A 23,495-nucleotide genomic window follows, 5' to 3' on the forward strand; every position below is an offset into this window, starting at 1 on the left:
GCGTGAACGCAGATGCCCCGCTGACGTTGCCACCGGAACTGCGTGCGCGCCTGCGCCTGCTGCGGTTGCGGCCGCGCCTGGCGAGCGGCGCAAGCGGCATCGGCCAGCACGCCAGCCGCAGCCGCGGTGCGGGCCTCGAATTCGCCCAGTACCGGGCCTACGAACCGGGCGACGAGCTGCGCCAGATCGACTGGAAGCTGTATGCACGCTCGGACCGCTTCTTCGTGCGCGAATCCGAACGCGAAAGCCCGATCACGGTCTGGCTGCTGCTCGATGCCACCGCTTCGGCCGGTCAGGCCGACCGCGCGGCGCCGGAACGCACGCGCTTGGACCACATGCGCGGCGTTGCCGCCTGCCTGGTCGAACTGGCCCTGCAGCAGGGCGACCGTTTCGGCCTGCTGGCGATCAACGGCGATGGACTGCAACTGGTGCCCGCAGCGAACGGCGCACGCCAGCGTGACCGCGTGCATCTGCAACTTCATGCGCTGCAGGCGCGCGGTGGCTGGCCTGCGGCCGATCGCCTGCGCCCGCTGTGGGAGCGCGTGCGTCCGGGTGACCTGCTGCTGGCAGTTGGCGACGGCTTCGACGAAGCCTGCATCGCGCTGCTGGAACAACTGGCCAGCGCGCGCCGCGAAGTGGCCCTGCTGCAGATCCTGACTGCCGACGAACGCGACTTCCCGTTCGATGCCGGCCACCGCTTCCGCGATCCGGAAACCGGCGAGGAACTGCTGGGCGATGGTGCGGCGATCCGCGCCGACTACCTGCAGCGCTTCGCCGACGCACGCAGTGCGCTGCAGTCGCGCCTGCAGGCCAGTGGCATCGCCAGTGCCACCGGCTGGCTCGACCAGCCGCTGGATCAACCACTGCAGGCGCTGTTCGGGCGTGGGGGCGGTGCATGATCCTGCTGTTCCCGTTGGGCCTGGCCGCGCTCGCCGCAGGGCTGTTGCCGTTGTTGATCCACCTCGCCCGGCGCCATCCGTATACGCCGCTGGATTTCGCCGCGCTGCGCTGGCTGCGTGCACAGATCCGTCCGCGCCAGCGCATCCGCTTCGATGACTGGCCGTTGCTGCTGGTGCGCCTGCTGTTGCTGGCCGCGCAGGCCTTGTTGCTGGCACGGCCTGCGTTGACCGGCCCCGTGCCGGCCCCCAGTGCATGGACGGTGGTGGCCCCGGGGCTGGATGCCGCTGCACTGCGCGGTACCTCTGCGGATCGCAACTGGCACTGGCTGGCGCCCGGCTTCCCGGCCATTGATCAGGCGCCACCTGCAACCAGCGCATCCCTGCCCAGCCTGCTGCGCGAACTGGACGCGCAGCTGCCCGTTGGCACCGCATTGACCGTGCACGTTCCCGATCCCCTGCCCGGCCTGGATGGCGCCCGCCTGCAGCTGTCGCGTGAGGTGCAATGGCACACGCAGCCGATGCCGGTCACTGCGCAACCGCGTGCCGCAACGTCGCCGCGACTGCGCGTGCACAGCGATGCTTCGGCCGCTGCCCAGCACTGGTTGAATGCACTGCAGCGCGCGTGGGGCGTGCAGGCGCCGCTCGCTCCTCTGGTGGCGGATGCCCTGCCCGAACGCGGCGAGATCGGCGTATGGAGCCGCAACGACGCACTGCCGGCGAACTGGCAGGCCTGGCTGCGCGACGGCGGCAGTGTGCTGATCGCCGCCAAGCCCGCCACGGAAGCCCAGGTCCTGCTGCGCAGCGCCGAAGGCGTGCCGCTGTTGTGGCAGCAACGTGTCGGCCTTGGCCGCCTGCTGTCACTACCGGGTGATTGGGATGCCGCCAGCAACACCGCGCTGCGTGATCCACAGCTGCCGCGTTCCCTGCTGCTGGCCCTGCAGCCGCCGCCGTCGCCACGCGTGGGCGATGCACAGGACCAGGCGCCGCGCCAGATTGCACTGCCCGCCGCAGCGTCGCCGGTGCGTGAGCCCACGGCGTGGCTTCTGCTGGCAATCGTGCTGCTGTTCGCACTGGAACGCTGGATGGCCAGCAGCGCGCGGCGCAGGGCGATCGCATGAAGACGCTGCAGCATGCCTGGCAACGTGCGCATCGTCGCCGCGCCGCCATCACCCTGCTGCTGGGCCTGCCGTGGGCGCTGGCTGCGACGGCGCTCGCACTGCGGCTGTCCGGTTTCGATATCGCCTGCGTGGTCGCCACGGTCAGCCTGCTCGCCTGCGCGGCCTTCGCCACTGCACGTGCCCGCCAGCTGGACCGCCAGTGGCTGCAGCGCCAACTCGATGGCAGCGGTACGAGCGAAGACAGCGCCGATCTGCTGTTCGCCGACGCCACCACGCTCAATCCGCTGCAGCAGCGCCAGCGTGTGCATGTACTGGCCACGCTTGAACGCGCGATGCCGGAGCTGCGTCCGCGTTGGCCGCGTGGGGCATTGGCGCTGTGCTGGATCGCAAGCCTGGCCATCGTTGCGCTGGCACTCGGCTGGCCGCGTTCGAATCCCGGTTCCGCGCCTGCTCGCACGTCGGCGCCAGGCAGTACGGCTGCCGCGGGCCCACTGCACCTGCAGTCCACCCGCCTGCGCATCGACGCACCGGCTTATACCGGCCAGTCCACGCTCACCCAGAACGCACTGGATGCCAAGGTCGCCGCCGACAGCCAGCTGTCGTGGTCGTTGCGCTTCGACCACGCACCGGACAAGGCATGGCTGCAGTTCCATGATGGTCGCCGGTTGCCGCTGAGCGAGCACGAAGGTCAGTGGCAGGCGCAGGATGTGGCACGCACGCCAGTGCTGTACCGCGTGGTGAGCGAACCGGCACTGGCAGAGACCCGCCTGCATCGGCTGGATGTGGTGGCCGACCGTGCACCCAGCGTGCGCGTGCTGGAGCCGGCCGCCAACCTGGTGCTGGGCACGCCGGGGCAACGCCAGTGGGCGCTGCGCTTCGAGGGCAGCGACGATTACGGTGTCGCGGCGCAGGCAACGCTGTCGATCACCACCACCCAGGGCAGCGGCGAGAACATCACCTTCGTGAAGCGCAGCGTCACGCTTGCCGGCAGCGGCGAAGCCACCGCGCGGCGTTTCGCCCACACCCTTGATCTGGCTGCGCTGGGCGCACAATCGGGCAACGATGTCATCGCCCAGCTGGAGGTGCGCGACAACCATGCGCCCACGCCGCAGACCGGACGCAGCAGCAGCGTGATCCTGCGCCTGCCCAGCGCCGAAGTCGCACTCGGTGCAGAGCTGGAAGGCCGCATCAAGAAGACCCTGCCGGCCTACTTCCGCAGCCAGAGGCAGATCATCATTGATGCCGAAGCGCTGATCCGGCAGCGCCGCACTCTCGCCGCCGAGGACTTCGTGAAGCGCAGCGATGCGATCGGCGTCGACCAGCGCATCCTGCGCCTGCGCTACGGCCAGTTCCTGGGTGAGGAAAGCGAAGGTGCGCCGAAGCCACCGCCGACCAGCGACCTGCCCACCAGCGATACGCCCGCCGCAGACGACCACGATCACGACGACGATCACGACCATGGCGCCGAGGCCGGAGCGCACGATGAGCATGGCCACGATCACGGCGGCAAGGCGTCCAATGCCGATACGCCACCGGTGTTCGGCAGCGCCACCGACGTGCTCTCGGAATACGGACACACCCATGACCACGCCGAGGCGGCCACTCTGCTCGATCCGCAGACCCGTGCCACGCTGAAGGCGGCGCTTGACCAGATGTGGTCGGCCGAAGGCGAGCTGCGCCAGGGCCGCCCGGAGCAGGCGCTTCCGTTTGCCTACAAGGCATTGGGCTTCATCAAGCAGGTGCAGCAGGCCGAGCGCATCTATCTGGCCCGTGTCGGACCGGAGCTGCCACCGATCGATGAAGGCCGCCGCCTCGGCGGTGACCGTGCCGGGCTGGCCAGTCGTGAACTGCCGCTGGCCGCCCGCACCCCGCCCGATCCGGCCATCGTCGAAGCCTGGCAGCGTCTCGGCGACGACACCGGCGCGCCGGATCTGGACGCGCTCGCGACCTGGCAGCAGCGCAACGCGGCCTACCTGCCCGATGCACTCGATCTGGCTGCGGCCATCGAGCAGCTGCGCATCGAGCCCGACTGCAGCGACTGTCGCCAGCGCCTGCGCGCACAGTTGTGGCGGGCGCTGCAGCGTCCGCTGCCGCAGGCGATGCGGCGCAGTGCCGCCGATGCGATGGGCCAGCGCTACCTCGACGCGCTGGAGGCGCAGCCATGAACGCCTCCGCTGTGAACCTGTGGATTGCGCTGGCACTCGTCCTGATCGTGGTCATCGCCAGCGTGCGCCAGCTGCGTGGAAACACCGCGCACCCTGGCCGCCGGTGGATCGTGATCGCACTGCAGATCATCGTCGCCGCGCTGCTGTATTTCTGCCTGGTGCCGCCCACCCGCCAGCAACCCGCAGGCGGGCTGGTCGTGCTGGGAACCGATGCCGGCAAGGCCGGCGCGCTCCCGGCCAGCGAAGGCCCGCTGTTGCTTTTGCCCGAAGCTGCCGATGTTCCCGGCGCACAGCGCGTTCCCGACATGGCCACCGCGCTGCGCCAGCATCCGGCGTCCACACTGACACTGGTCGGTGCGGGCCTGGCCGCACGTGACCGTGATGCGCTGCTGCCACCGGATGTACGTTGGCAGGCCGCACCGGAGCCGCGCGGCTGGATCGCACTGCAACCACCGGCCGATGTCGCTCCCGGTGCTCGTTTTGACGTCCAGGCACAGGCGCGTGGCGCGGCCAAAGCGAAAGCAGAGCTGCTTGACCCCGCCGACAGCGTGGTTGATCGCACGGACGTTGCCGAGGACGGGCGCGTGAAGCTCAGCGGCATCGCCCGCGCCGAGGGCCGCAGCGTGTTCCAGCTGCGCCTGCTCGATGCCGACGGCCATGTGGTGGACAGCGTACCGGTACCGCAGCAGACCCTGCCGGCCGCACCGCTGCGCCTGCTGGTGCGCGCCAGTGCGCCGGGTCCAGAGCTGAAGTACCTGCGGCGTTGGGCGGCCGATGCCGGCATCCGCGTGCAGGCGCAGGCCGATACCGGGGCGGGTGTCAGCGTGGGAGATGGCGCGGTCGCGCTGGATGCGGCGTCACTCGCGCGCAGCGATCTGCTGTTGCTGGACGAGCGCAGCCTGGCCGCATTGAGTGCCGGCCAGCTGGCTGCCGTGCGGCAGGCGTTGCGCGAGGGACTGGGCGTGCTGGTACGCAGTGCGGGCGCACCTTCGGCCAGCGCGCGCCAGCGCCTCCGCGATCTGGGCCTGCCGGTGCAGGGCGATGGAAGCAGCCGCACCCTCGAACTTCCCGGCGACGGCGACAGCGCGGTCCTCGCTGCACGGCGTGGCCCGCTCGCCGCGGGTACGCTGCCGACCGGCTACGGCGAAGAGGCTGACCGCAGCTCGCACAATGCTCCCCTGCCTGCGCTGGAAGCACTCGCGCTGCAGGCACCGGGCAGCACCGCCCTGCTGCAGGATGGCACGGGCAAGGCTGTCGGTGGCTGGCGCGCTGCCGGCAAGGGCCGCATCGGCCTGCTGCCGCTGACCGACAGCTGGCGCTGGGTACTGGCCGGGCGCGACGACCGCCACGGCGAACTGTGGAGCGGCGTGGTGGCCACGCTGGCACGTGCACAGGGCAGCGCTGATGCGCTGTGGTCACCGCAACCGATCGGCTGGGCAGGCGAACGACAGACGCTGTGCGGTGTGCAGGCGCCGCTGCAGGTCTTCAACAGGCGTGGCGACGATGTACCCCTGATCGTCGATGGCGCGACGTCGGCGCTGCGCTGCGCTGGCTGGTGGCCCCGCGAACCGGGCTGGCAGCGCCTGCAGCACGGCGACATCGTTGTCTGGCGCTATGTGTTCGATCCGAAGGATGCACCGACGCTGCATCGGCAGGCGATGATCGATGCGACCACGCGTGCACTGGCTGCCAGCACGCCGGCAGACGCGTCAGTGATGCAACCCGTGGCAGGCCCACGCTGGCCGTGGTGGCTGGCGTTCGTGTTGTGCGCATCGCTGCTGTGGTGGCTGGAACGGCGACGCTGAAGCCGGGGATTGATCCCGGGGTCGGATCCCTCCGATTGCCCTGGTAGATGCCAACCTTGGTTGGCGCCTTTCCGCGGGGTCAACGCGAACCGGCGCGCCGGTACACGCCGTTGAAGCGCACGTTCATGCCACCGCATTCGCTGTTGTCGGCCACGATCAGCACCTCCCCCAGCGAATGCACGCGCACCTTGCAGGTGTCCTCTACAAACTCGACATCGGCACCACGCGGCGCCGCGCGCGCTTCCACCTGGCCCATGTTCGGCCCGTAGGGACGCTGCTCCGGCGTGGGGTTGGCGGAGGGCCAGTAGGCGTCACCCTCCACATGCAGCTGCCCGCCCTGCACGGTGATGCGCAGGCCGTTGTCGCCGTCCTTCCAGTGGCCCGCCCAATCCTGCAGCGACGGCACGACCACCGGCAACGCCTGCAGCTTGCTGCGGTCCACCCAGCCAGCACTGCCACCCACCTTGTTCGGGAAGAACGCGCAGCGGTAGCGGCCAAGATCACGCCCGGTCACCACGGTATCGCCATTGACCACATAGCTGCGCTGTCGGCAGGCCGGTTCGCCCTTCGCTGGGCAGCCGTCCATGTCGCCAAGCAGGTACAGACGGGGCGCATCGACCACCCGCGCCAGAGCGAACCGGCTCTGTTCAGAGGGAAACGCGCCATTGCGGCAGGCGCCATCATCGGCGAAGGCGGACGCCGGCAGCAATGCGGCCAGCAGGCAGATCGAACGCAGGAACATGGCAGCACTAGCGGTGGGGAGCCGGCAGGATATACCGGCCTACTTCACCGGCGGTGCATCGCCGGCATCCTGCTCCTGGGAGAACCGCAGCGCACGCTGCTGCTGTTCGGCACTGAGCTCCGGCGGTGGCCGCGCCACGGCGGCTTGGATCTGCGCCGGTCCGCCGGTGAGTTTGTTGATCCCCTTGGCCGCCGCCATCACACCCTTGACCACGCCCATCATGATGTAGCCACCGCCCATGCTGACCTGCTCCGGCGACGGCGGTTCGCTCCAGTCGCGACTGAAGCGGTTGTCGCCGAACTTCACCGGGTTCTTGAAACGGTACAGATCCAGCGGCTCGTCTTCGGGCTTGAGCGCACGCACTTCGCCAAGGGTGGTGACGTTGTCCTGCGGCAGGGTGGTGGAGATCGGCGCGGTGGTTGCCGCCGGCGCATCTGCAGGAGGTTCGGGCGCTGGGTTGGGCACCGCTACCGGCGTGGCCTGCTGCGCCTGCGCGATACCGGCCAGCAGCATGCTGGCCAGGACGGCTCCCTGCGTTCCACGTCGTGCCACAGCCATCCACCCTGTTGGTTGCGTCCAGCACCCAAGGATACGGATGCCGGCTTCAGATTTCGTTGCTGCACTGGCAGCTGTTCAGCCAGGGGAGATGCGGCGACGCCACGGGACGCGAGCACTGAACGGTTCATGCCCTTGGTGTGCGGTGTCTCACATCCTGAGACGTGAGTGTGGTGCCATGTGACCCCTCGCAATCCGTCCCGGCTCCACTTTCCATGGCTTACGAACTCGCCAAGCGCACCGCCGATGCCGAGCAGAAGCTCGCCACCCGCGATGGCCTGCCCGCCCGCGACGGCGCACTGCTCAGCGCGCGCCTGCAGCGCCGCTACCAGGACCGCATCACCGGCAGCTTTGCCATTCCCGGCCGCGAAGGCCGCTATGCGCCCATTCCCGATTCGGTTCCGCCGGCCCTGGCTGCCGCCCTGAAGGCGCGTGGCATCGAACAGCTCTACAGCCACCAGGCCGAGGCCTGGAACGCCAGCCAGCGCCGCGAGCACGTGGCCATCGTCACCCCCACCGCCAGCGGCAAGTCGCTGTGCTACACCCTGCCGGTGGTCAGCGCGGCGATGCAGGACAAGGCCAAGGCGCTGTACCTGTTCCCGACCAAGGCACTGGCCCAGGACCAGGTGGCCGAGCTGCTGGAACTCAACCGCGCCGGCGATCTGGGCGTAAAGGCCTTCACCTTCGATGGCGACACTCCCGGCGACGCGCGCCAGGCCATCCGCCTGCACGGCGACATCGTGGTGTCCAACCCGGACATGCTGCACCAGGCGATCCTGCCGCATCACACCAAGTGGGCGCAGTTCTTCGAGAACCTGCGCTACATCGTCATCGACGAAGTGCACACCTATCGTGGCGTGTTCGGCAGCCACGTCACCAACGTGCTGCGCCGGCTCAAGCGCATCTGCGCGTTCTACGGCGTGCAACCGCAGTTCATCCTGTGCTCGGCCACCATCGGCAACCCGCAGGCCCATGCCGAAGCGCTGATCGAGGCACCGGTCACCGCCATCACCGAGTCCGGCGCGCCCAGCGGGCCCAAGCAGGTGCTGCTGTGGAACCCGCCGGTGATCAACCCGGACCTGGGCCTGCGTGCCTCGGCGCGCTCGCAGAGCAACCGCATCGCGCGCATCGCGATCAAGTCCGGGCTGAAGACCCTGGTGTTCGCGCAGACCCGGTTGATGGTCGAGGTGCTGACCAAGTACCTGAAGGACATCTTCGACCACGACCCGCGCAAGCCGCCACGCATCCGCGCCTACCGCGGTGGCTACCTGCCCACCGAACGCCGCGAGACCGAGCGTGCGATGCGCGCGGGCAACATCGACGGCATCGTCAGCACCTCGGCGCTGGAGCTGGGCGTGGATATCGGCAGCCTGGACGTGGTCATCCTCAACGGCTACCCCGGCAGCGTGGCCGCCACCTGGCAGCGCTTCGGCCGTGCCGGCCGCCGTCAGCAGCCGGCGCTGGGGGTGATGGTGGCCAGTTCGCAGCCGCTGGACCAGTACGTGGTGCGGCATCCGGACTTCTTCGCCGAGGCCTCGCCCGAACACGCGCGTATTGCGCCGGACCAGCCGTTGATCCTGTTCGACCACATCCGCTGCGCGGCGTTCGAGCTGCCGTTCCGGGTCGGCGATGGCTTCGGCCCGATCGACCCGGAAGTGTTCCTGGAAGCGCTGGCAGAGACAGAAGTGATCCACCGCGAGGGCGAACGCTGGGAATGGATCGCCGACAGTTACCCGGCCAACGCGGTCAGCCTGCGTGCGGTGGCCGATGGCAACTTCGTGGTGGTCGATCGCAGCGATGGCCGCCAGCAGATCATCGCCGAGGTCGACTATTCCGCTGCCGCACTCACCCTGTATGAAGGTGCCATCCACATGGTGCAGTCCACGCCCTACCAGGTGGAGACGCTCGACTGGGACGGCCGCAAGGCCTATGTCACCCGCACGCATGTGGATTACTACACCGACAGCATCGACTTCACCAAGCTCAAGGTGCTGGACCGCTTCGACGGCGGCGTGGCCGGACGTGGCGATTCGCACCATGGCGAGGTGCACGTGGTGCGCCGCGTGGCCGGCTACAAGAAGATCCGCTACTACACCCACGAGAACATCGGCTACGGCCCGGTGAACCTGCCCGACCAGGAACTGCATACCACTGCGGTGTGGTGGCAGCTGCCGCAGGCACTGTTGCTGCGCGCCTTCGCCAGCAAGCAGGATGCGCTGGATGGCTTCCTCGGCGCCGCCTATGCGCTGCACATCGTCGCCACCGTGGCGGTGATGGCCGATGCGCGCGACCTGCAGAAGTCGGTGGGCAACGGCGATGGTTCCTGGTTCGCGATTGCCGACCAGAGCGGCCGCGGCCAGCTGCGCGGCAGCGAGGGTGATCCCGGTGTGGTGGAGCTGCTGCAGGAGTTCGTGCCCACCGTGTATCTGTACGACAACTTCCCCGGCGGCGTCGGCCTCAGCGAACCGCTGTGGCAGCGCCAGGCCGAGCTGGTGCAGCGCGCGCGCGAACTGGTGCAGCGCTGCGACTGCAAGGCCGGCTGCCCGGCCTGTGTCGGCCCGGTGCTGGCCGCGCAGGAAGAGGATGACACCTCGCCGCGCGCGCTGGCGCTGCGCGTGCTGGACCTGTTCGATGCCGAGGCCTGCCAGCACGTGCCCGACGTGGTGGTGACCACGCGCGATCCGATGGAGCTGCTGGCACCGTGAGCCTGAGCCTGGACAAGCTGCGCCTGCTGCGGAAGCAGGCCGGTGACCCGAAGGCAGTCACGCCGGCTGCGCCCGAGCCGCCGCCCGCGGCACCTGCGGCACCGGTGGCCGCCAACGATGCGCGGCAACCACCGGCCGAGCGTTCGGTGTTCGCCTGGGTCGAGCAGGAGATCCGCCACAAGCCGACCGGCGCTGCCGCGCCCGTGATGGCCGCCGCACCGCTGCGTCGGCCGGAAGTGGGCAGCCTGCATCGCCTGCTCGGCCTGCGTTCGCGGGGTGGAGCTGCGCCGGCACGCGCCAGCGCGCAGGATCGCCAGCTGCCCGGCGAGGAAATCGCACCGGGCCTGTTCCTGATCGAGTCGCTGCAGCCACAGCCGATTCCGTCGCAGCCGCTGTCGCTGGATTTCGCCCGCCGCGAAGGCGAACACGTATCCCCGCTCGACCTGCTGTTCTTCGATACCGAAACCACCGGCCTGGCCGGCGGCACCGGCACCCGCGCCTTCATGATCGGGGCCGCCGACTGGCATGTGTGCCCGCAACGCGGCGAAGGCCTGCGCATCCGCCAGCTGCTGATGGCGACGATGGCCGCCGAGGACGCGATGCTGGCCACCTTCGCCCGCTGGCTGCAGCCGTCCACCGTGTTCTGCAGCTACAACGGCCGCAGCTACGATGCGCCGCTGCTGAAGGCGCGCTACCGGCTGGCCCGCCAGCGCTGCCCGATCAGCGCGCTGGATCACGTCGACCTGCTCTATCCCACCCGTCGCCGCTATCGCGGCACGTGGGAGAACTGCAAGCTGTCCACCATCGAGCGCCAGCTGCTGCGCGTGGTGCGCGAGGACGACCTGCCCGGTTCTGAAGCGCCCGGCGCATGGCTGCGTTTCCTGCGCGGCGGCGACGCGGTGAACCTGCGCCGGGTGGCCGACCACAACCACCAGGACGTGGTGACCTTGGCCCTGCTGCTGCAGCGGCTGATACGAGAAGAACAACGTGAGCGCGAAACCCTGGCGCTGGTCGGGCAGTAGGCGTTGACGCGGCCTGACGGTGGCAGCGGTGACACTGCCGCCACCATCCACGCCTGGAGCCCGACGATGCGCCTCAATCCCCTGGTCCTGCTCGCCATCCTGCCGTTGGCCGCCTGCAGTCACGCTGGCAGCAGCACCTCCCACGATCCCGCGCCAGCGCCCGTGGCCGATACCGCACACGAATGCAGGCCGGAGGCGCTGGAAGCCTTCACCGGCAAGACCGCCGACGAAGCCACGATCAAGAAACTGGTGGCTGACAGCGGCGCGCGCGGTGCACGGGTAGTCAAACCCGGCATGGCGGTGACCATGGACTTCCGCCAGGACCGCGTGACCGTGCAGGTGGATGCGCAGAACCGCATCGAGCGCGCCAGCTGCGGTTGATCACCTCAGGGTAGTGCCGGCCGCTGGCCGGCACCCCACATTGCCGGCCAGCGGCCGGCACTACCGCTCAGAGGCGCTCGGCCTTGCCGCTGGCCAGTGCGCGCGCGATCACCTGCTGTGCCTGCTGCGATGCCTGCGCATGCACGCGTGCCTGACGCTCGCCCAACGCGGCCTGTTGGCTGCCCAGTGCCGCCTGTCGGCTGGCCAGTTCAGACTGCTGGCTGGCCAGGCGCTGCATGTCACGGGTGCGGCCGGATTGCGCGGCCTCGCTGCGGGCTTCCTGCATTGCACGACGTGCCTCAGCGGCGGCCTCGCGTGCAGCCTCACGTGCAACGGCCATATCGCTGGTCGCACCACGCGCCGCCTTCGCTGCTTCTGCCGCGGCCTCACGGTTGATGTCGTGGGCGGCCATCGCGCTGCGCGCTACCTCAGCGGCGGCCAGCGCAAGGCGGCGTGACTCCTCGCCCTGCAGGCGGCCCATCTCACCCATCTGCCTGCCGAGTTCGCCCTGCTCGCGACCCAGCGCACTCTGCTGGCGGCCCAGTTCGCTCTGCTGGCGACCGAGGTCTGCGGCGCCGCTGTAGGCGCGCTGCAGGGTCTGGATCAGCATCGGGTCGCGCACCACATAGCGCTTGTCGCCCTGGCGGAACCACAGCGCCGGCCCCTTGCCGAGCTGCCTGCGGGCCACCGTTACATCGTCGATGCCGCCATTGGCGAAGGTCGAATCACCATCGACCAGCACATAGGCCTGCAACGGCGACTTGCCGAGATCCAGGCGCCCATAGGTGGTGATGGAGGTGGTGTGGGAAGTCGAATGCTCACTGTGCATGTCGGTATCCACATCGACATCCACGTCGACCGCCACATCGGCATCGTCCGGGCCTGACAGCGCCTCGACATCGGCCGGCTCGGCAGGCGGCGCGGGCGCCACCGGCACGGCCGGAATGCGCGCGGCCGAAGGCGCTGCGGGCGGCGTGTTCGGAGCCTTCGGCGGCGGCGGCACCACGGCCTTCGGTGCGGCCGGCGGCGCGGGCGGTGCCGGTGGCACTGGCGCAGCGACCAGCCGCATCGGTGCCACGCCCACCAGCACCACGACGGCGGTCAGTGCCATCGCCAGAATGCGCGGGCAGGCCCGGCGCGGCTGCAGCGAGAGCAGGCGACGCTTGAGGCTGGTGGTGTTCGGCGCGGCGCTGGCCACGCCCAGGTGTGGCTGCGGTGCCACGCCCAGCTGCAACAGCAGACGGCCATAGGCCTGACGGCTCGCGCCATGCTGGCCAACCACGGCCGCATCCACCGCTTCTTCGCGGGCCTGTGCGTATTCGCGCACCGACAGGCGCAGCAGCGGGTGGAAGAAGAACAGGTGCTGGGCCAGTGCGGGCAGCAGGCCCCACTGCAGGTCACGCCGCTGCAGGTGTTGCAGTTCATGCGTCAGTGCCAGGTCCAGCGCATCACCCTGCAGGGCGTTGTCGCCGGCCGGCAGCAGCAGCACCGGGCGGAACGGCCCGACCAGCTGCGGTGCGTCCACCTGCGTGCTCATCCACAACCGCGGCGCAGGACGCACGCCGTGCGCATCGGAGGCCAGTTGCAGGGCCTGCACCAGCGCTTCGTCCTCGCAGGGATAGGCGGCGGCCAGCAGCGCGCGGCAGCGGCGCCATTCACCAAAGGTGCGCAGGGCCATCAGCAGCACACCGGATGCCCACAGCGCAGCCAGTGCAACGGCCCACCACGCAACTGCCGGCACGTCCGCTGCAGGCACCGGCATCGCCGCCAGCAGCTGTGCCGAGGCTTCCGGTGCCAGCGGGTAGACCAGATCTGCGGCAACGTCGGTGGCGGTCATCGCCACCGCCTGCGGTGCGGGCAACCAGGCCAGCTGCAGCGGCTGGCTCCAGAACAGGCCGAGCACGGCCTGCAGCGACACCAGCCACCACAGGCGGCAGCGGGTGGCCGCCGACAGCGACGGCAGCGCGCGGCACACGCCGTACACCAGGGCCACCAGCAGCACGGTCTGCAGGCTGGTCCAGCCCAGCCGTTCCAACAACGGGATCAGCATCGTGGTGTCCATGGCTCAGCCCTCGTGGCGGCGCGATTGGAGTTCGGCGACCAGCGCTTCCAGCTCGGCCAGCTCGTTGTCGCTGACCTGCTGGCGCTGCGACAGGTAGGCCACGAACGGCGACACCGAGCCCTGCAGGGTGTTGTCGACGAACTGGGCCACTGCACCCTGCAGCACGCTTTCCGGGCCACGCGTGGCCTGGTAGCGGTAGACGCCGTCCTGCTGCTGGCGACGAAGATACCCCTTCGCCCGCAGCCGCTCCATCATCGTCAGCACGGTGGACCGGGCCAGGCCACGGGCCTCGCCGTAGCCACTGGCGACCTCACCGACGCTGGCCGGCGCATGTTCATCGATGTACTGCAGCAGGGCCAGCTCCTGGTCCCCGATCGTCTTGCCACGCATGACACCACTCCCTTGACTACACGTGTCGCCACTTTCTGCGTGACGACAACTGTAGTCAACCCCCCGGAAGTCATGGGCCGACGAACGGTAGGGGGACGCCGCCCGGCTCAGTACTCCACCCGATACCCGATCGAGAAGGTGCGCCCTGCCGCGGGCAGGCTGGACATCTTCCCGTAGGTCGCCTCGGCCTGCTGGCCATAGACCGTGCGGTAGTCACGATCGGCCAGGTTGTAGATGCCGACACTGAAGCGGCCGCCTGCCAGCGGCAGCTCGCCGATCAGGTCGAACACCGCATAGCCGTGGATCTTCGCCGCCGGGGTAGCGCGGATGCTGGGACTGATCGCTGCGAGCGGCGCATCGCGCCAGGCACGATCGGTCCCGCCCACCACTTGTCCCTGCAAGCGCAGCAGGCTGTCATTGGCGAAGCGCCACTGCCCATGCACACCCGCCTTCAAGGGTGAAACGCGGAACGCATTGAGCTCACGCCAACGTCCGGCAGCATCGCGGTACTGGCCCCGGGTGCTGGCAAGGCTTGCGCCCAGCTCCAGCTGCGCCGTCGGTGTGTAGCGCAGGTTGGCCTCCACGCCCCACACGCGCTCATCGGTGTCGGCCACCGACACGCTGTAGTCGCGGTTGAACTGCACGGTCTTGTCCGAGCGGTTGTAGAACGCGGTCACCGCGCTCTGCAGCGATGCATCGCTGCGGCGCCAGCCCAGCTCATAGCTGTCGACCTTGATCGGGCCGACGTTGCGGCTGTCGATGACGAAGCTTGCCGGTACATCGCGCAGCATGCGCTGGGTGTCGGGCAGGCTGAAGCCCTGCGAGACGTTGGCGAACAGCTGTTGCGATGCATCCATCCGGTACACCACGCCGGCATTGAACAGGGTCTGCGAGTGGCGCACGCGGCCGCCCCGCAGCAGGTGCGGCTGATACCCGGCAACGGCATCGGCGGTGATCGCTTCGGTGTAGGGAAGCGAGTCTTCTACGCGGTTGCGCAGGATCTGGTGGCGCACGCCGGCCTGCACGCTGAAGCGCTCACTCAGCGAATGGTCGGCCTGCAGGAACAGGCCGGTGGTATCCACGCGCACGTCCGGCCCCATCGCGTACTGCGCGGTGGGCTGGTAATCGAGACCGTTGCTGGCGATGAAGCGGTTGATGTCATACATCTGCCCGCGCTGACTGTCCTGCTCGCGCTCGTGGTCCACGCCGTACGACAGCTGCAGGCTGCGGCCCGCCACGTCGAAACCCTTGTGCAGCGCTGTGCGCAGCCCCCACACATCGATATCGGTATTGGACTGCATCGCCACATAGGCGAAGCCACCGCGCAGTGCCGGGTGCACCAGCGTCGACACCGACGGGAACCAGCGTCCCTGCTCGTTGCGGTAATAGGCTTCCACGCTCAGTTCCTGCCCGCCCAGTACATCGCGGTTGCGGTACTGCGCATTCACTCCCTGGTGCCGGGTACGTGGCTGCGCCTCCAGCTGCAGGCCGGGCAGCGCCTGGTGGCTGGGCGTGAATGCAGGGTTGAACAGCGCAGCCAGGCGCGGGCCATAGTCGGGGCCATGATCACTGTCCTGCTGATCGTCGAACCAGCGCACGCCCACGCTCAACTGCTGGCTGTCCGTCGGGGTCCAGTCGAAGCGCGCATTGAGTTCGCGGGTCTCGGTGTCCTGCCGATCAGTCTGCGCGATCTCCGGGCCGATACGGCGGCCATGCGCATCCAGCGATGCGCCCTGCCGGCCATAGGCGAAGCCGAACGCGCCACTGAACTGATCGCCGCGCACGGTCATGGTCTGCGCGGCGTTCCAGGCCAGCGTGTCACTGGACAGATGCGAGGGACTGCGCAGGCCGAACTGGCTGGCCAGCTGCACCGGCTGCTCACCGGGCTGAAGGGTGATGATGTTGATGATGCCGCCACTGGCACCGGCGCCATACAGCGCGGTGGCACCGGAGATCACCTCGATGCGCTCGATCATGGTTGGCGAAATGCTGTTGAGCTGGCGCGATCCATCGCGCGCGCCGGTCAGTGGTACGCCATCGATCATCACCTGCACGCTGCGGCCACGCATGGTCATGCCGTAGTTGCTGGTGGTTCCGCTGGCCGGCGCCAGCGACGGCACCAGCTGGCCGAGGATGTCGGCGGCGCTGCGCCCGGCGGTGATCTGCTGGGCAATCTGCTCGCGCTCGATGGCATACACGGTGCCGGCGATCTCGGCCACGCTGCGTGCGCCTCGCACGGCGGTGACACTCACCGCATCCAGTTGCCGGGTGCCGGACGTAGCGGACGCATTCTGCGCCGCCAGCTGGCCACTGATGGCCATCGCCAGCATCGCCAGCGGAAGGGTTGCTGCGGTATGCCGCATGGTGTCCTCGTTGCGTATCAGGGGGAGTTCGTGGGTGCTGCGAAGCGGCGCATCAGCGGCCGGCACAGCAGCAACCCGAGCGCCGAAACTGCCGCCAGCGCGATGTAGTAGATGGGGTAGCCCAGGCCCTTGGCGAGGAAGCCGGACAATGCACCGCCGATGAAATTGACCAGCAGCTCGAAGCACACCAGCAAGGTGAAGTCAGTGCCGGCCTGGGCACGCGAACTGACCCGCATGAACAGGGCATACAGGCTGGTCATCGCCACATAGCGCAGCGCCAGCAGTGCGATCACCAGCGCGCCCAGCCCCCACCGTGACGACGCCATCGCACCGCTGTAAAGCATCAATGCCAGCAGTACATACAACACGGTGCGCCACCAGCCAGCGTGCATCAGCAATTGCTCGGCCCGGCGCTGCTTGAGCAGCCAGGCGGCGGCCACCGCAGCCAGCATGCCGGTACCGGCGCCGCCCACCGAGATCAGCAACCCGATCTCGGTCAGGCTGAACTGCTGGTCGACCAGCAGCGGGTTGATCATCGCCATGGCCGGCGCTTCCACCAGCCGGTACAGCACGATCAGCAGCAGCGCCCAGCGCAGTTCGCGGCGACGCAGCGCACGCAGGATGCTCGGCCGCGGCGCGTCGGGCCTGGCCGGCGTTTCGTTGATCTGCTGCACTGCCAGCAGGGTCAGTGCGCTCATTGCCGCCAGGCTCAGCAGGGCCACGCTCCAGCCGCGGGTTTCATACAGCCACAGCACGCCGGCGCCACCGATCATGCTGCCCAGGGCCACGCCCACGCTCTGCGCCATGCTGCCCAGCCGGTGCTCGGCCGGCGCCAGCGCCTCCACGGTATAGCCGTCGATGGCGATGTCCTGGGTGGCGGCAATGGTCGAGATCCACATGCCGACCAGCACGAACACGACCAGGCCATGATCCAGGCCGGTGAACGCCAGCACCAGGATCCCGGCCAGCAGCAACAGCTGGGTCAGCCACAGCCAGCTGCGGCGGCGACCGAGGGCCGGCAGATGCCAGCGGTCGACCAGTGGTGCCCACAGGAACTTCAGCGCCCACGGCAGGTAAAGCAGCGACAACATGCCGATCCAGCGCAGATCCACGCCCTGGCTGCGCAGGATGGCCGGTACCGCCACGCTGTAGAAATACAGGGGCAAGGCATGCGCCATGTACAGCGCGACGATCACCCCAAGGCCGAACGGCGAAGCGGCGGCGCGCTCAGTGCGCATCGGCCTGCTCCAGGTGCTCGCCAATCCAGCGCATGCCCGCGCCGGCATCGGCGGTGACGAAGTACGGCACGGCCCACGCCGCATGCAGCGCCGGAGTGTCCAGCCGTTGCTGCTCGGCGGCATCGCTGGCGATGCGCACCAGGCCCCGGCAGTACTGCCGGAAGGCGGCCTTGTACTGCTTGTACCAGACCGCCTGCAGGGCACGGTAATCGTCGCAGAAGGTGGCACCGGGCGCGGTGCTGGCAACGAAGTAGAAGGGGCGGTGGGCATCGATCAGCGCCTGCACGCGGTCCAGCCAGTACCGGATCTGGTGCGCATCCACCGCGCCATGGAAGACGGCACGCAGCACCACCGCCTCGTTGATCACCAGACCCATCGCCATCGACCTTCTTGCTGAACAGGGGAAAGGGGCAGCGAACCCCCGCAAATGAGAATAATTTGCAATACCATTGAAAGTTTAGGCGCGACGAAAGAAAATTTAGGCACGACAGCATTCGCAGGTGCCTTGCATGCAGGTCTATTCCTGCGCCGAACTGATGAGCGCCGCCCACGCGCTGGGCGGCCGGGTCGACTTTGAATCGGGCCTTCCCGATGCGCTGCCGGTGCTGGCCGGCTGGCAGCAGGTGCAGTCGATGGACAGCGGCCTGGTGCTCTACCTCAGCCGTAGCCAGGACATGGTCGGCGGCCGCAGCCAGAACTGCCTGCCTGCGGGTCTCACCGCCAGCTTCCTGCTGCAGGGGCAGGCCGAAGTGGTCATCGCCAACCAGCGCCTGCAGATGGACAGCCGCCGGACCGGGAGCCCGGCGATGCTGGTCCACCTTCGTGAGGAGGAAGCGTTCCAGCGCCATTGGCAGGCGGGTCGCGAGGAAACCAAGGTCAGCCTGCACCTCGGCCAGGACTGGTTGTCGCGCCAGCTCGATGGCATTGCATCGGCTGGAATCACCCGCCTGCGACTGAGCCACGCACGCAACCAGGCGTGGCAACCGCCTGCGCCACTGCTGCGGCGGGCCGCAGCGTTGTTCGGGGCGGAAACGGTGGAGCCGCCTCTGCTGGCCAGCCTGCAACGCGAGAGCTTTGCGCTGGAAGTCGCGGCCAGCGTGGTTCGATCCGTGATCGCCGAACGCGAGGCGCCTGCCCCCAGCGCGCATCTGCGGCGTTGCGTGGACCAGTTGCAGCAGTGGCTGCAGAGCGGCGAGGCCGATGGCCTGACCATCAACCAGATGGCGCGCAGGCTGGGTACGAACGCCGTCGACCTGCAAAGCACCTTCCAGCAGCTGCACGGCAGCAGCATCGCCGCCTGGCTGCGTGCACTGCGCCTGCAACGGGCGCACGATGCCCTGCTGCAACGACGGGTGTCAGTGGACGTGGCGGCCAGCGTGGCCGGGTACGCCCATACCAGCAGCTTCAGTGCCGCGTTCAAGCGGCAGTTCGGAAGGTCTCCTTCCCGGATCCGCTAGCCGCAACAGGCACGTCCCGCGCACACAACCAGTACCTGCCTCGCAGCGCAGGTGCTGCTTAAACCTTTTACGCACCCGCTGCATCCGATCCTCGACGCCCCGCCGGAATCCCGCATGTTCCGCCCAATGCTTCGAGTCGTGCTCATGCTCATCACTGCCCTGCCCTTCGCCGCCATCTCCGCCAGCCAGGACCAGGCCAACGACCAGACCCGCCGCCTGATCCGCCAGATCATGCTGGAGCAGCGCATTCCCGGGCTGCAGGTCGCGGTGATCAAAGACGGGCAGATCGTGTTGTCCGAGGCCTACGGCCTGGCCAATGTCGAGAACGGTGTGCTTGCCTCGCGCGACACCCGCTTTCCGCTCAATTCGGCCACCAAGGCGTTCACCGGCGTGGCTGCCGCGCAGCTGGCCCAGCAGGGGCAGCTGGATCTGGACGCGCCGGCCTCGCGTTACCTGGATGATCTTCCACCAGCGTGGAGAGACGTACGCGTACGCCAGTTGCTTGCGCATACCTCAGGCCTTCCGGACATCCTTGATGCGAACGGGCTGTTGGGTGGTGGCTCCGAAGCGCAGGCGTGGACAGCCGTCACTGCGCGGCCGGTCGAAGCCGCACCCGGGCAGCGCTTCGCCTACAACCAGACCAACTACGTACTGCTGGCACGGATCATCGCGCAGCAATCCGGCATGCCCTACGAACGTTTCCTCGCCACCGGCCAGTTCAGCAGCGCGCGCATGGCCCGCACCACCTTCGGCGACAGCTACGACCTGATTCCGGATGCGGCGACGATGTACAGCCTGGCCCCGCGTGCCACCGACGCAGCCGATGCACCGGCGCGCCTGTCGCACTGGTTCTACGACATTCCGCCTTCACTGTGGGCCGGTGGTGGCATCCTCACCACCGCCGATGACACCGCGCGCTGGCTGGTCGCGTTGACCGACGGGCGCCTGCTTCAGGATGCAGCTCGGAAGAGGATGTGGACCGCAGAGCGCCTCACCGATGGCCGTGCCGGCCCATGGGCGGGCGGCTGGCCGGTGCTGCGCGCATCGCCCGACCTGCAGGTGGCCGGCATCGGTGGCGCGCGATCGGCCTTCATCGTCTACCCCGACCGCGGCGTGGCGGTGGTGGCGCTGACCAATCTGGTCGGTGCCAATCCACAGCAGTTCATTCCGCGCATTGCCGATCTCTATGCGCCTGCGGTGACCGTGCCCTGAGGCTGCCGGCCAGCGGCCGGCACTACCGGAGCATCGGCCGCGCCGACGGCCATTTCCGGCAGAATCGGTGCGTCAGCCGTGCGGCCCGCCCATCACCGGCAGGATCACCCCGCTGATGTAACTGGCACAGACCGGCGAAGCCAGGAACACATAGGCCGGCGACAGTTCTTCAGGCTGTGCGGGCCGCCCCATGTCGCTGTCCTTGCCGAACTCCGCCACGTCCTCCGCCGGCTTGTCGGCCGGGTTCAGCGGCGTCCACACCGGTCCCGGCGCCACACAGTTGACCCGGATGCCACGCGGCAGCAGCTGGCTGGCCAGCGCCTTGGTGAACGCATGGATCGCGCCCTTGGTGGCCGAGTAATCGATCAGCGCCTTGCTGCCGAAGATTCCCGTTTCCGAACCGGTGTTGATGATGCTGGCACCCTCGCCCAGATGCGGCAGTACCGCGCGCGCCATCTGTATGTAACCGCCGATGTTGGTCTGCAGGGTTTCCTGCAGATGCGCGTCTTCCAGGTCTTCCAGCCGCTCGCAATGCAGCTGGAACGCGGCATTGTTGACCAGGATGTCGATGCCGCCGAACGCCTTCGCCACCTGCTTGACCGCCTTGTTGCAGAAGCGCGGATCGCGCACGTCGCCGGCGATCACCACGCAGCGGCCGCCTTCGCGCTCCACGTGCTGGCGGGTGATGTCCGCGTCCTCAGCCTCGTCCAGGTGCAGTACCGCCACATCGGCGCCTTCGCGTGCGAACAGCACCGCCACCGCACGGCCAATGCCGGAATCGCCACCGGTGACGATCGCACGCATGCCCTGCAGCTTGCCGCTGCCGGTGTAGTCCGGTGCAAGGAAACGCGGCGCCAGCTCCAGTTCGTGTTCATGCCCTGGCTTGGCCAGCTGCTGCGCCGGCATCGCCTCCGGCTGACGGCGTGCGCCTGCCTGGGTCGCGGTCTTCTTTGTCGCCTTCTTCGCCGCGCGCACATCCTTGGCCTTTTCCTGGTCCTGCAGGCGCCGCTGCCGGGCCGCGACGCGCGCTGCCCGCGGATCGCTGGCAGCCGCCTTGCGGGTTGCGGTCTTCACCACGCGCGGGCGATCGGGGGCGGCGACGGTCTTGGTTGCGGTGCTGCCTTTGCGCACCTTCGGCGATGCCTTGCGGCGAACGGGGGATTTCTTGGTGGTGGCCATGCAGGTCTCCTCGGGAGGGAAGGGGGCTGCCGGCCAGCGGCCGGCACTACCGGGGGCGGCGCACGCCGCTCCTGCAGTGTCTCCACCTATGCTGTTGGCGGCAGTGAGCGCACCGTGTCCACGATGTGCACGGTATTCATTCCGCCACCACGTGCGACGTCGCACGCTGCACGCAACCACACAAGGAACACCTCCATGAAACATGCCATCGCCACCGCCGCCGTCTGCTTCGCCCTCGCCGCCTGCAGCAGCACACCGATGGCCCAGGTGCAGCCGATCGACGGCGTGATTTCCGGGCAGTGCCACAGCGACATGGTGCGCGGCGCACTGGGCTTGGCCGCTTCGGATGCCACCGTGGCCCGCGCACGCGTGGACAGCGACAGCCTGCATGTGCGGGTGCTGCGCCATGACGGTCCGCGGGTACCGCCGGCCAGCGAAGGCGGCGACCGCCTGACCATCGAAAAGGGCCGCACCAACAACATCACCGCGATCTACTGCGGCTGAGCCTGCGCGCCCTGCGCAGCACGCGCAGGGTGGCCTGTTCCCATTGGCGCGGCCCACGCAGGCCGGCCAGCTTCGCCAGTTCACCGCGCTCCCAGCCGGCGAACACGCACGGGTCGATGTAGGCCTTGCGGCACACCGCCGGAGTGTTGCCCAGCAGCGATGCCACTTCGCACACCACCGCGCGCTGCGCCTGCGCCAGCGCGCGCTGACTGGCCGGTTCCGGCAGTTCGGTGGCGGCAAACGCCTGCACCGCCGCCACCGTGCCACCCCAGGTGCGGAAATCCTTGGCAGTGAAGTCCTCGCCCATCACCTCGCGCAGGTAGTCGTTCACCGCGCCGGAATCCACCGGCTGCAGCGCACCGTCATCATCGCGGTACTGGAACAGCGCCTGCCCCGGCAGCTGCTGCAGGCGCCGCACCAGCAGCCCCAGCCTGCGGTCGCCCACGGTCACCTCCTGCACCTGCCCGGACTTGCCGCGGAAGCGCATGCGCACCCGGCCGCCGCGCAGCAGCTCCAGATGGCGGTTGCGCAGCGTGGTCAGTCCGAACGAACGGTTCTGTTGTGCATAGGTTTCATTGCCGACCCGCACCAGGGTGTCTGCCAACAGCGCCACCACCATGGCCAGCACCTTTTCCTGCGGAAACCCAGGTCGCTTGAGATCCCGCGACAACCGCCGCCGCAGCGTGGGCAAGGCCTCGCCAAAGGCGATGATGCGGTCGAACTTGCCGGCGTCGCGCTCCTTGGCCCAGTCGGCGTGGTAGCGGTACTGCTTGCGTCCGCGTGCATCGCGGCCGGTGGCCTGCAGGTGGCCGTTGGCGTGGGCGCAGATCCATACGGCGGTATACGCCGGCGGAATCGCCAGCGCACGGATGCGTTGCAGGGTGGTGGCGTCGCGTATCGCGTGACCATCGGCATCGCGGTAGCTGAAACCCTTGCCGGCGCGGCGCCGGCTGATGCCCGGCTGGGTATCGTCGACATAGCGCAGGCCGGCCGCGCGTGCGGCCTGTCGTTCGGGAGTAGAGGGGGTTGGCATGTCGGTAGTGTCGCCGTCGCCATGCCGCGATCCTGTCGATAACACAAGACAAACACGTGAGGGCCGGTTCGCCGCTATGCTCGGGTCTTCACAACCCCTTCCGGAGTCATGATGTCGTTCCCGATTCGCGCCCGTTCGCTCTCCGCCCTGTTGCTGCCGGCCGTGCTGGCGCTGACCGCCTGCCAGGCACCGGCGCTGGATGAACAGGATTCGGCCACGGCCCACGCCCAGCAGGCCGCCGAAGCCGCCAAGGCGCCGGCCGACGAAGCCGGCAAGGCCACCGAGGCTCCGCCGGTCGGCACCTGCGATGCCAGCCAGGTGCAGAGCCTGGTCGGCCAGACCTACACCGACGCGCTGGGCAAGCAGGCGCAGGAAGATGCCGGCGCCAACCAGGTGCGCGTGCTCAAGCCCAACGACGTGGCCACGATGGAGTTCCTCGGCGACCGCCTGAACATCGAAGTGGACGCCAAGGGCGCCGTCAGCGGCGCGCGCTGCGGCTGAGTCCGGCCCCGCGCCGGCACTGGGTTGCCGGCGCGTTCTGTTGCACCTGCAACCGTGTATTGCGGCGTTGCAGCAACCTGTGATCTAGTCGAGGCATCCGGTGGCCTCACGATGCGCTCCAGGGATTGAGCGGGCTTGAGTGTCCCCGTTCAATTCATTCCGCA

Annotated in this window: 20 protein-coding genes; 11 read left to right on the forward strand and 9 right to left on the reverse strand. The window is 68.7% G+C overall.

From position 1 onward, the window contains the following. The first annotated feature begins 2 nt into the window (after nt 1–2). Genes ACMZ91_RS09015 through ACMZ91_RS09030 form a run of 4 tightly spaced genes read left to right on the forward strand, consistent with a single transcriptional unit; the run spans nt 3 to nt 5,987 of the window. The gene (locus ACMZ91_RS09015; protein WP_277778858.1) at nt 3–899 is read left to right on the forward strand and encodes a DUF58 domain-containing protein; all 897 of its coding nucleotides are present in this window, start codon (nt 3–5) and stop codon (nt 897–899) included. Then, complete coding sequence (locus tag ACMZ91_RS09020; RefSeq protein WP_277778859.1) at nt 896–2,017, forward strand: BatA domain-containing protein; 1,122 nt, start codon at nt 896–898, stop codon at nt 2,015–2,017. Before ACMZ91_RS09015 ends, ACMZ91_RS09020 begins: the two co-directional genes overlap by 4 nt. Beyond that, the gene (locus tag ACMZ91_RS09025) at nt 2,014–4,182 is read left to right on the forward strand and encodes a hypothetical protein (RefSeq protein WP_414577280.1); all 2,169 of its coding nucleotides are present in this window, start codon (nt 2,014–2,016) and stop codon (nt 4,180–4,182) included. The genes ACMZ91_RS09020 and ACMZ91_RS09025 overlap by 4 nt, the downstream gene beginning before the upstream one ends. Continuing rightward, nucleotides 4,179–5,987, forward strand: coding sequence for a hypothetical protein (locus ACMZ91_RS09030; protein WP_049461567.1), 1,809 nt, complete (start codon nt 4,179–4,181; stop codon nt 5,985–5,987). The genes ACMZ91_RS09025 and ACMZ91_RS09030 overlap by 4 nt, the downstream gene beginning before the upstream one ends. A gap of 79 nt (nt 5,988–6,066) precedes the next feature. Here ACMZ91_RS09030 and ACMZ91_RS09035 read toward each other — a convergent pair whose 3' ends face one another. Beyond that, nucleotides 6,067–6,729, reverse strand: coding sequence for a hypothetical protein (locus ACMZ91_RS09035; RefSeq protein ID WP_414577278.1), 663 nt, complete (start codon nt 6,727–6,729; stop codon nt 6,067–6,069). A gap of 39 nt (nt 6,730–6,768) precedes the next feature. Then, the gene (locus ACMZ91_RS09040) at nt 6,769–7,287 is read right to left on the reverse strand and encodes a hypothetical protein (protein ID WP_049461565.1); all 519 of its coding nucleotides are present in this window, start codon (nt 7,285–7,287) and stop codon (nt 6,769–6,771) included. 212 nt (nt 7,288–7,499) lie between these two features. Here ACMZ91_RS09040 and ACMZ91_RS09045 point away from each other — a divergent pair, with 212 nt between their 5' ends. From ACMZ91_RS09045 to ACMZ91_RS09055, 3 genes are all read left to right on the forward strand, one after another. Then, a complete protein-coding gene (locus ACMZ91_RS09045; protein ID WP_414577276.1) occupies nt 7,500–9,989 on the forward strand; it encodes a DEAD/DEAH box helicase in 2,490 nt (829 codons plus the stop codon). After that, entirely contained in the window at nt 9,986–11,011 is a 1,026-nt protein-coding gene (locus tag ACMZ91_RS09050; RefSeq protein WP_414577274.1) for a ribonuclease H-like domain-containing protein, read from the forward strand. Before ACMZ91_RS09045 ends, ACMZ91_RS09050 begins: the two co-directional genes overlap by 4 nt. A 66-nt stretch (nt 11,012–11,077) precedes the next feature. Then, nucleotides 11,078–11,392, forward strand: a complete 315-nt coding sequence (locus ACMZ91_RS09055) for an I78 family peptidase inhibitor (RefSeq protein ID WP_414577272.1) — start codon at nt 11,078–11,080, stop codon at nt 11,390–11,392. 67 nt (nt 11,393–11,459) lie between these two features. Here the strand turns inward: ACMZ91_RS09055 and ACMZ91_RS09060 are convergent, their stop codons facing one another. The 5 genes from ACMZ91_RS09060 to ACMZ91_RS09080 all read right to left on the reverse strand — a co-directional run bounded on the left by ACMZ91_RS09060 (nt 11,460) and on the right by ACMZ91_RS09080 (nt 17,827). Beyond that, complete coding sequence (locus tag ACMZ91_RS09060) at nt 11,460–13,454, reverse strand: M56 family metallopeptidase (RefSeq protein ID WP_277778866.1); 1,995 nt, start codon at nt 13,452–13,454, stop codon at nt 11,460–11,462. 3 nt (nt 13,455–13,457) lie between these two features. Continuing rightward, entirely contained in the window at nt 13,458–13,844 is a 387-nt protein-coding gene (locus ACMZ91_RS09065; protein ID WP_004133922.1) for a BlaI/MecI/CopY family transcriptional regulator, read from the reverse strand. Between the two features lie 107 nt (nt 13,845–13,951). Beyond that, on the reverse strand, nt 13,952–16,207 hold the full coding sequence (locus ACMZ91_RS09070; protein ID WP_134951136.1) for a TonB-dependent receptor: 2,256 nt from the start codon (nt 16,205–16,207) through the stop codon (nt 13,952–13,954). Nucleotides 16,208–16,224: 17 nt separating this feature from the next. Continuing rightward, entirely contained in the window at nt 16,225–17,445 is a 1,221-nt protein-coding gene (locus ACMZ91_RS09075; protein ID WP_049461559.1) for an MFS transporter, read from the reverse strand. After that, nucleotides 17,435–17,827, reverse strand: a complete 393-nt coding sequence (locus ACMZ91_RS09080; RefSeq protein ID WP_223224697.1) for a hypothetical protein — start codon at nt 17,825–17,827, stop codon at nt 17,435–17,437. Before ACMZ91_RS09080 ends, ACMZ91_RS09075 begins: the two co-directional genes overlap by 11 nt. A gap of 127 nt (nt 17,828–17,954) precedes the next feature. On the opposite strand from ACMZ91_RS09080, the gene ACMZ91_RS09085 reads away from it, so the two are divergent. Continuing rightward, on the forward strand, nt 17,955–18,902 hold the full coding sequence (locus tag ACMZ91_RS09085; protein ID WP_279912791.1) for a helix-turn-helix domain-containing protein: 948 nt from the start codon (nt 17,955–17,957) through the stop codon (nt 18,900–18,902). Nucleotides 18,903–19,046: 144 nt separating this feature from the next. Further along, nucleotides 19,047–20,114: a serine hydrolase domain-containing protein gene (locus ACMZ91_RS09090; protein WP_049461573.1), complete on the forward strand. Its 1,068-nt coding sequence runs from the start codon at nt 19,047–19,049 to the stop codon at nt 20,112–20,114. A gap of 72 nt (nt 20,115–20,186) precedes the next feature. Here ACMZ91_RS09090 and ACMZ91_RS09095 read toward each other — a convergent pair whose 3' ends face one another. Next, a complete protein-coding gene (locus ACMZ91_RS09095) occupies nt 20,187–21,293 on the reverse strand; it encodes an SDR family oxidoreductase (protein WP_414577269.1) in 1,107 nt (368 codons plus the stop codon). A 195-nt stretch (nt 21,294–21,488) separates the two neighbouring features. On the opposite strand from ACMZ91_RS09095, the gene ACMZ91_RS09100 reads away from it, so the two are divergent. Beyond that, on the forward strand, nt 21,489–21,797 hold the full coding sequence (locus ACMZ91_RS09100; protein ID WP_197585092.1) for a putative periplasmic lipoprotein: 309 nt from the start codon (nt 21,489–21,491) through the stop codon (nt 21,795–21,797). Here the strand turns inward: ACMZ91_RS09100 and ACMZ91_RS09105 are convergent. Continuing rightward, on the reverse strand, nt 21,775–22,830 hold the full coding sequence (locus tag ACMZ91_RS09105; RefSeq protein WP_414577267.1) for a DNA topoisomerase IB: 1,056 nt from the start codon (nt 22,828–22,830) through the stop codon (nt 21,775–21,777). The two genes, ACMZ91_RS09100 and ACMZ91_RS09105, sit on opposite strands and share 23 nt — an antisense overlap. A 111-nt stretch (nt 22,831–22,941) precedes the next feature. Here ACMZ91_RS09105 and ACMZ91_RS09110 point away from each other — a divergent pair, with 111 nt between their 5' ends. Continuing rightward, complete coding sequence (locus tag ACMZ91_RS09110; RefSeq protein WP_004133799.1) at nt 22,942–23,331, forward strand: I78 family peptidase inhibitor; 390 nt, start codon at nt 22,942–22,944, stop codon at nt 23,329–23,331. Nucleotides 23,332–23,495 lie beyond the last annotated feature (164 nt).

The sequence above is a fragment of the Stenotrophomonas sp. FR024 genome (assembly GCF_047500745.2).
GTDB classification, from domain to species: Bacteria; Pseudomonadota; Gammaproteobacteria; order Xanthomonadales; family Xanthomonadaceae; genus Stenotrophomonas; species Stenotrophomonas maltophilia_A.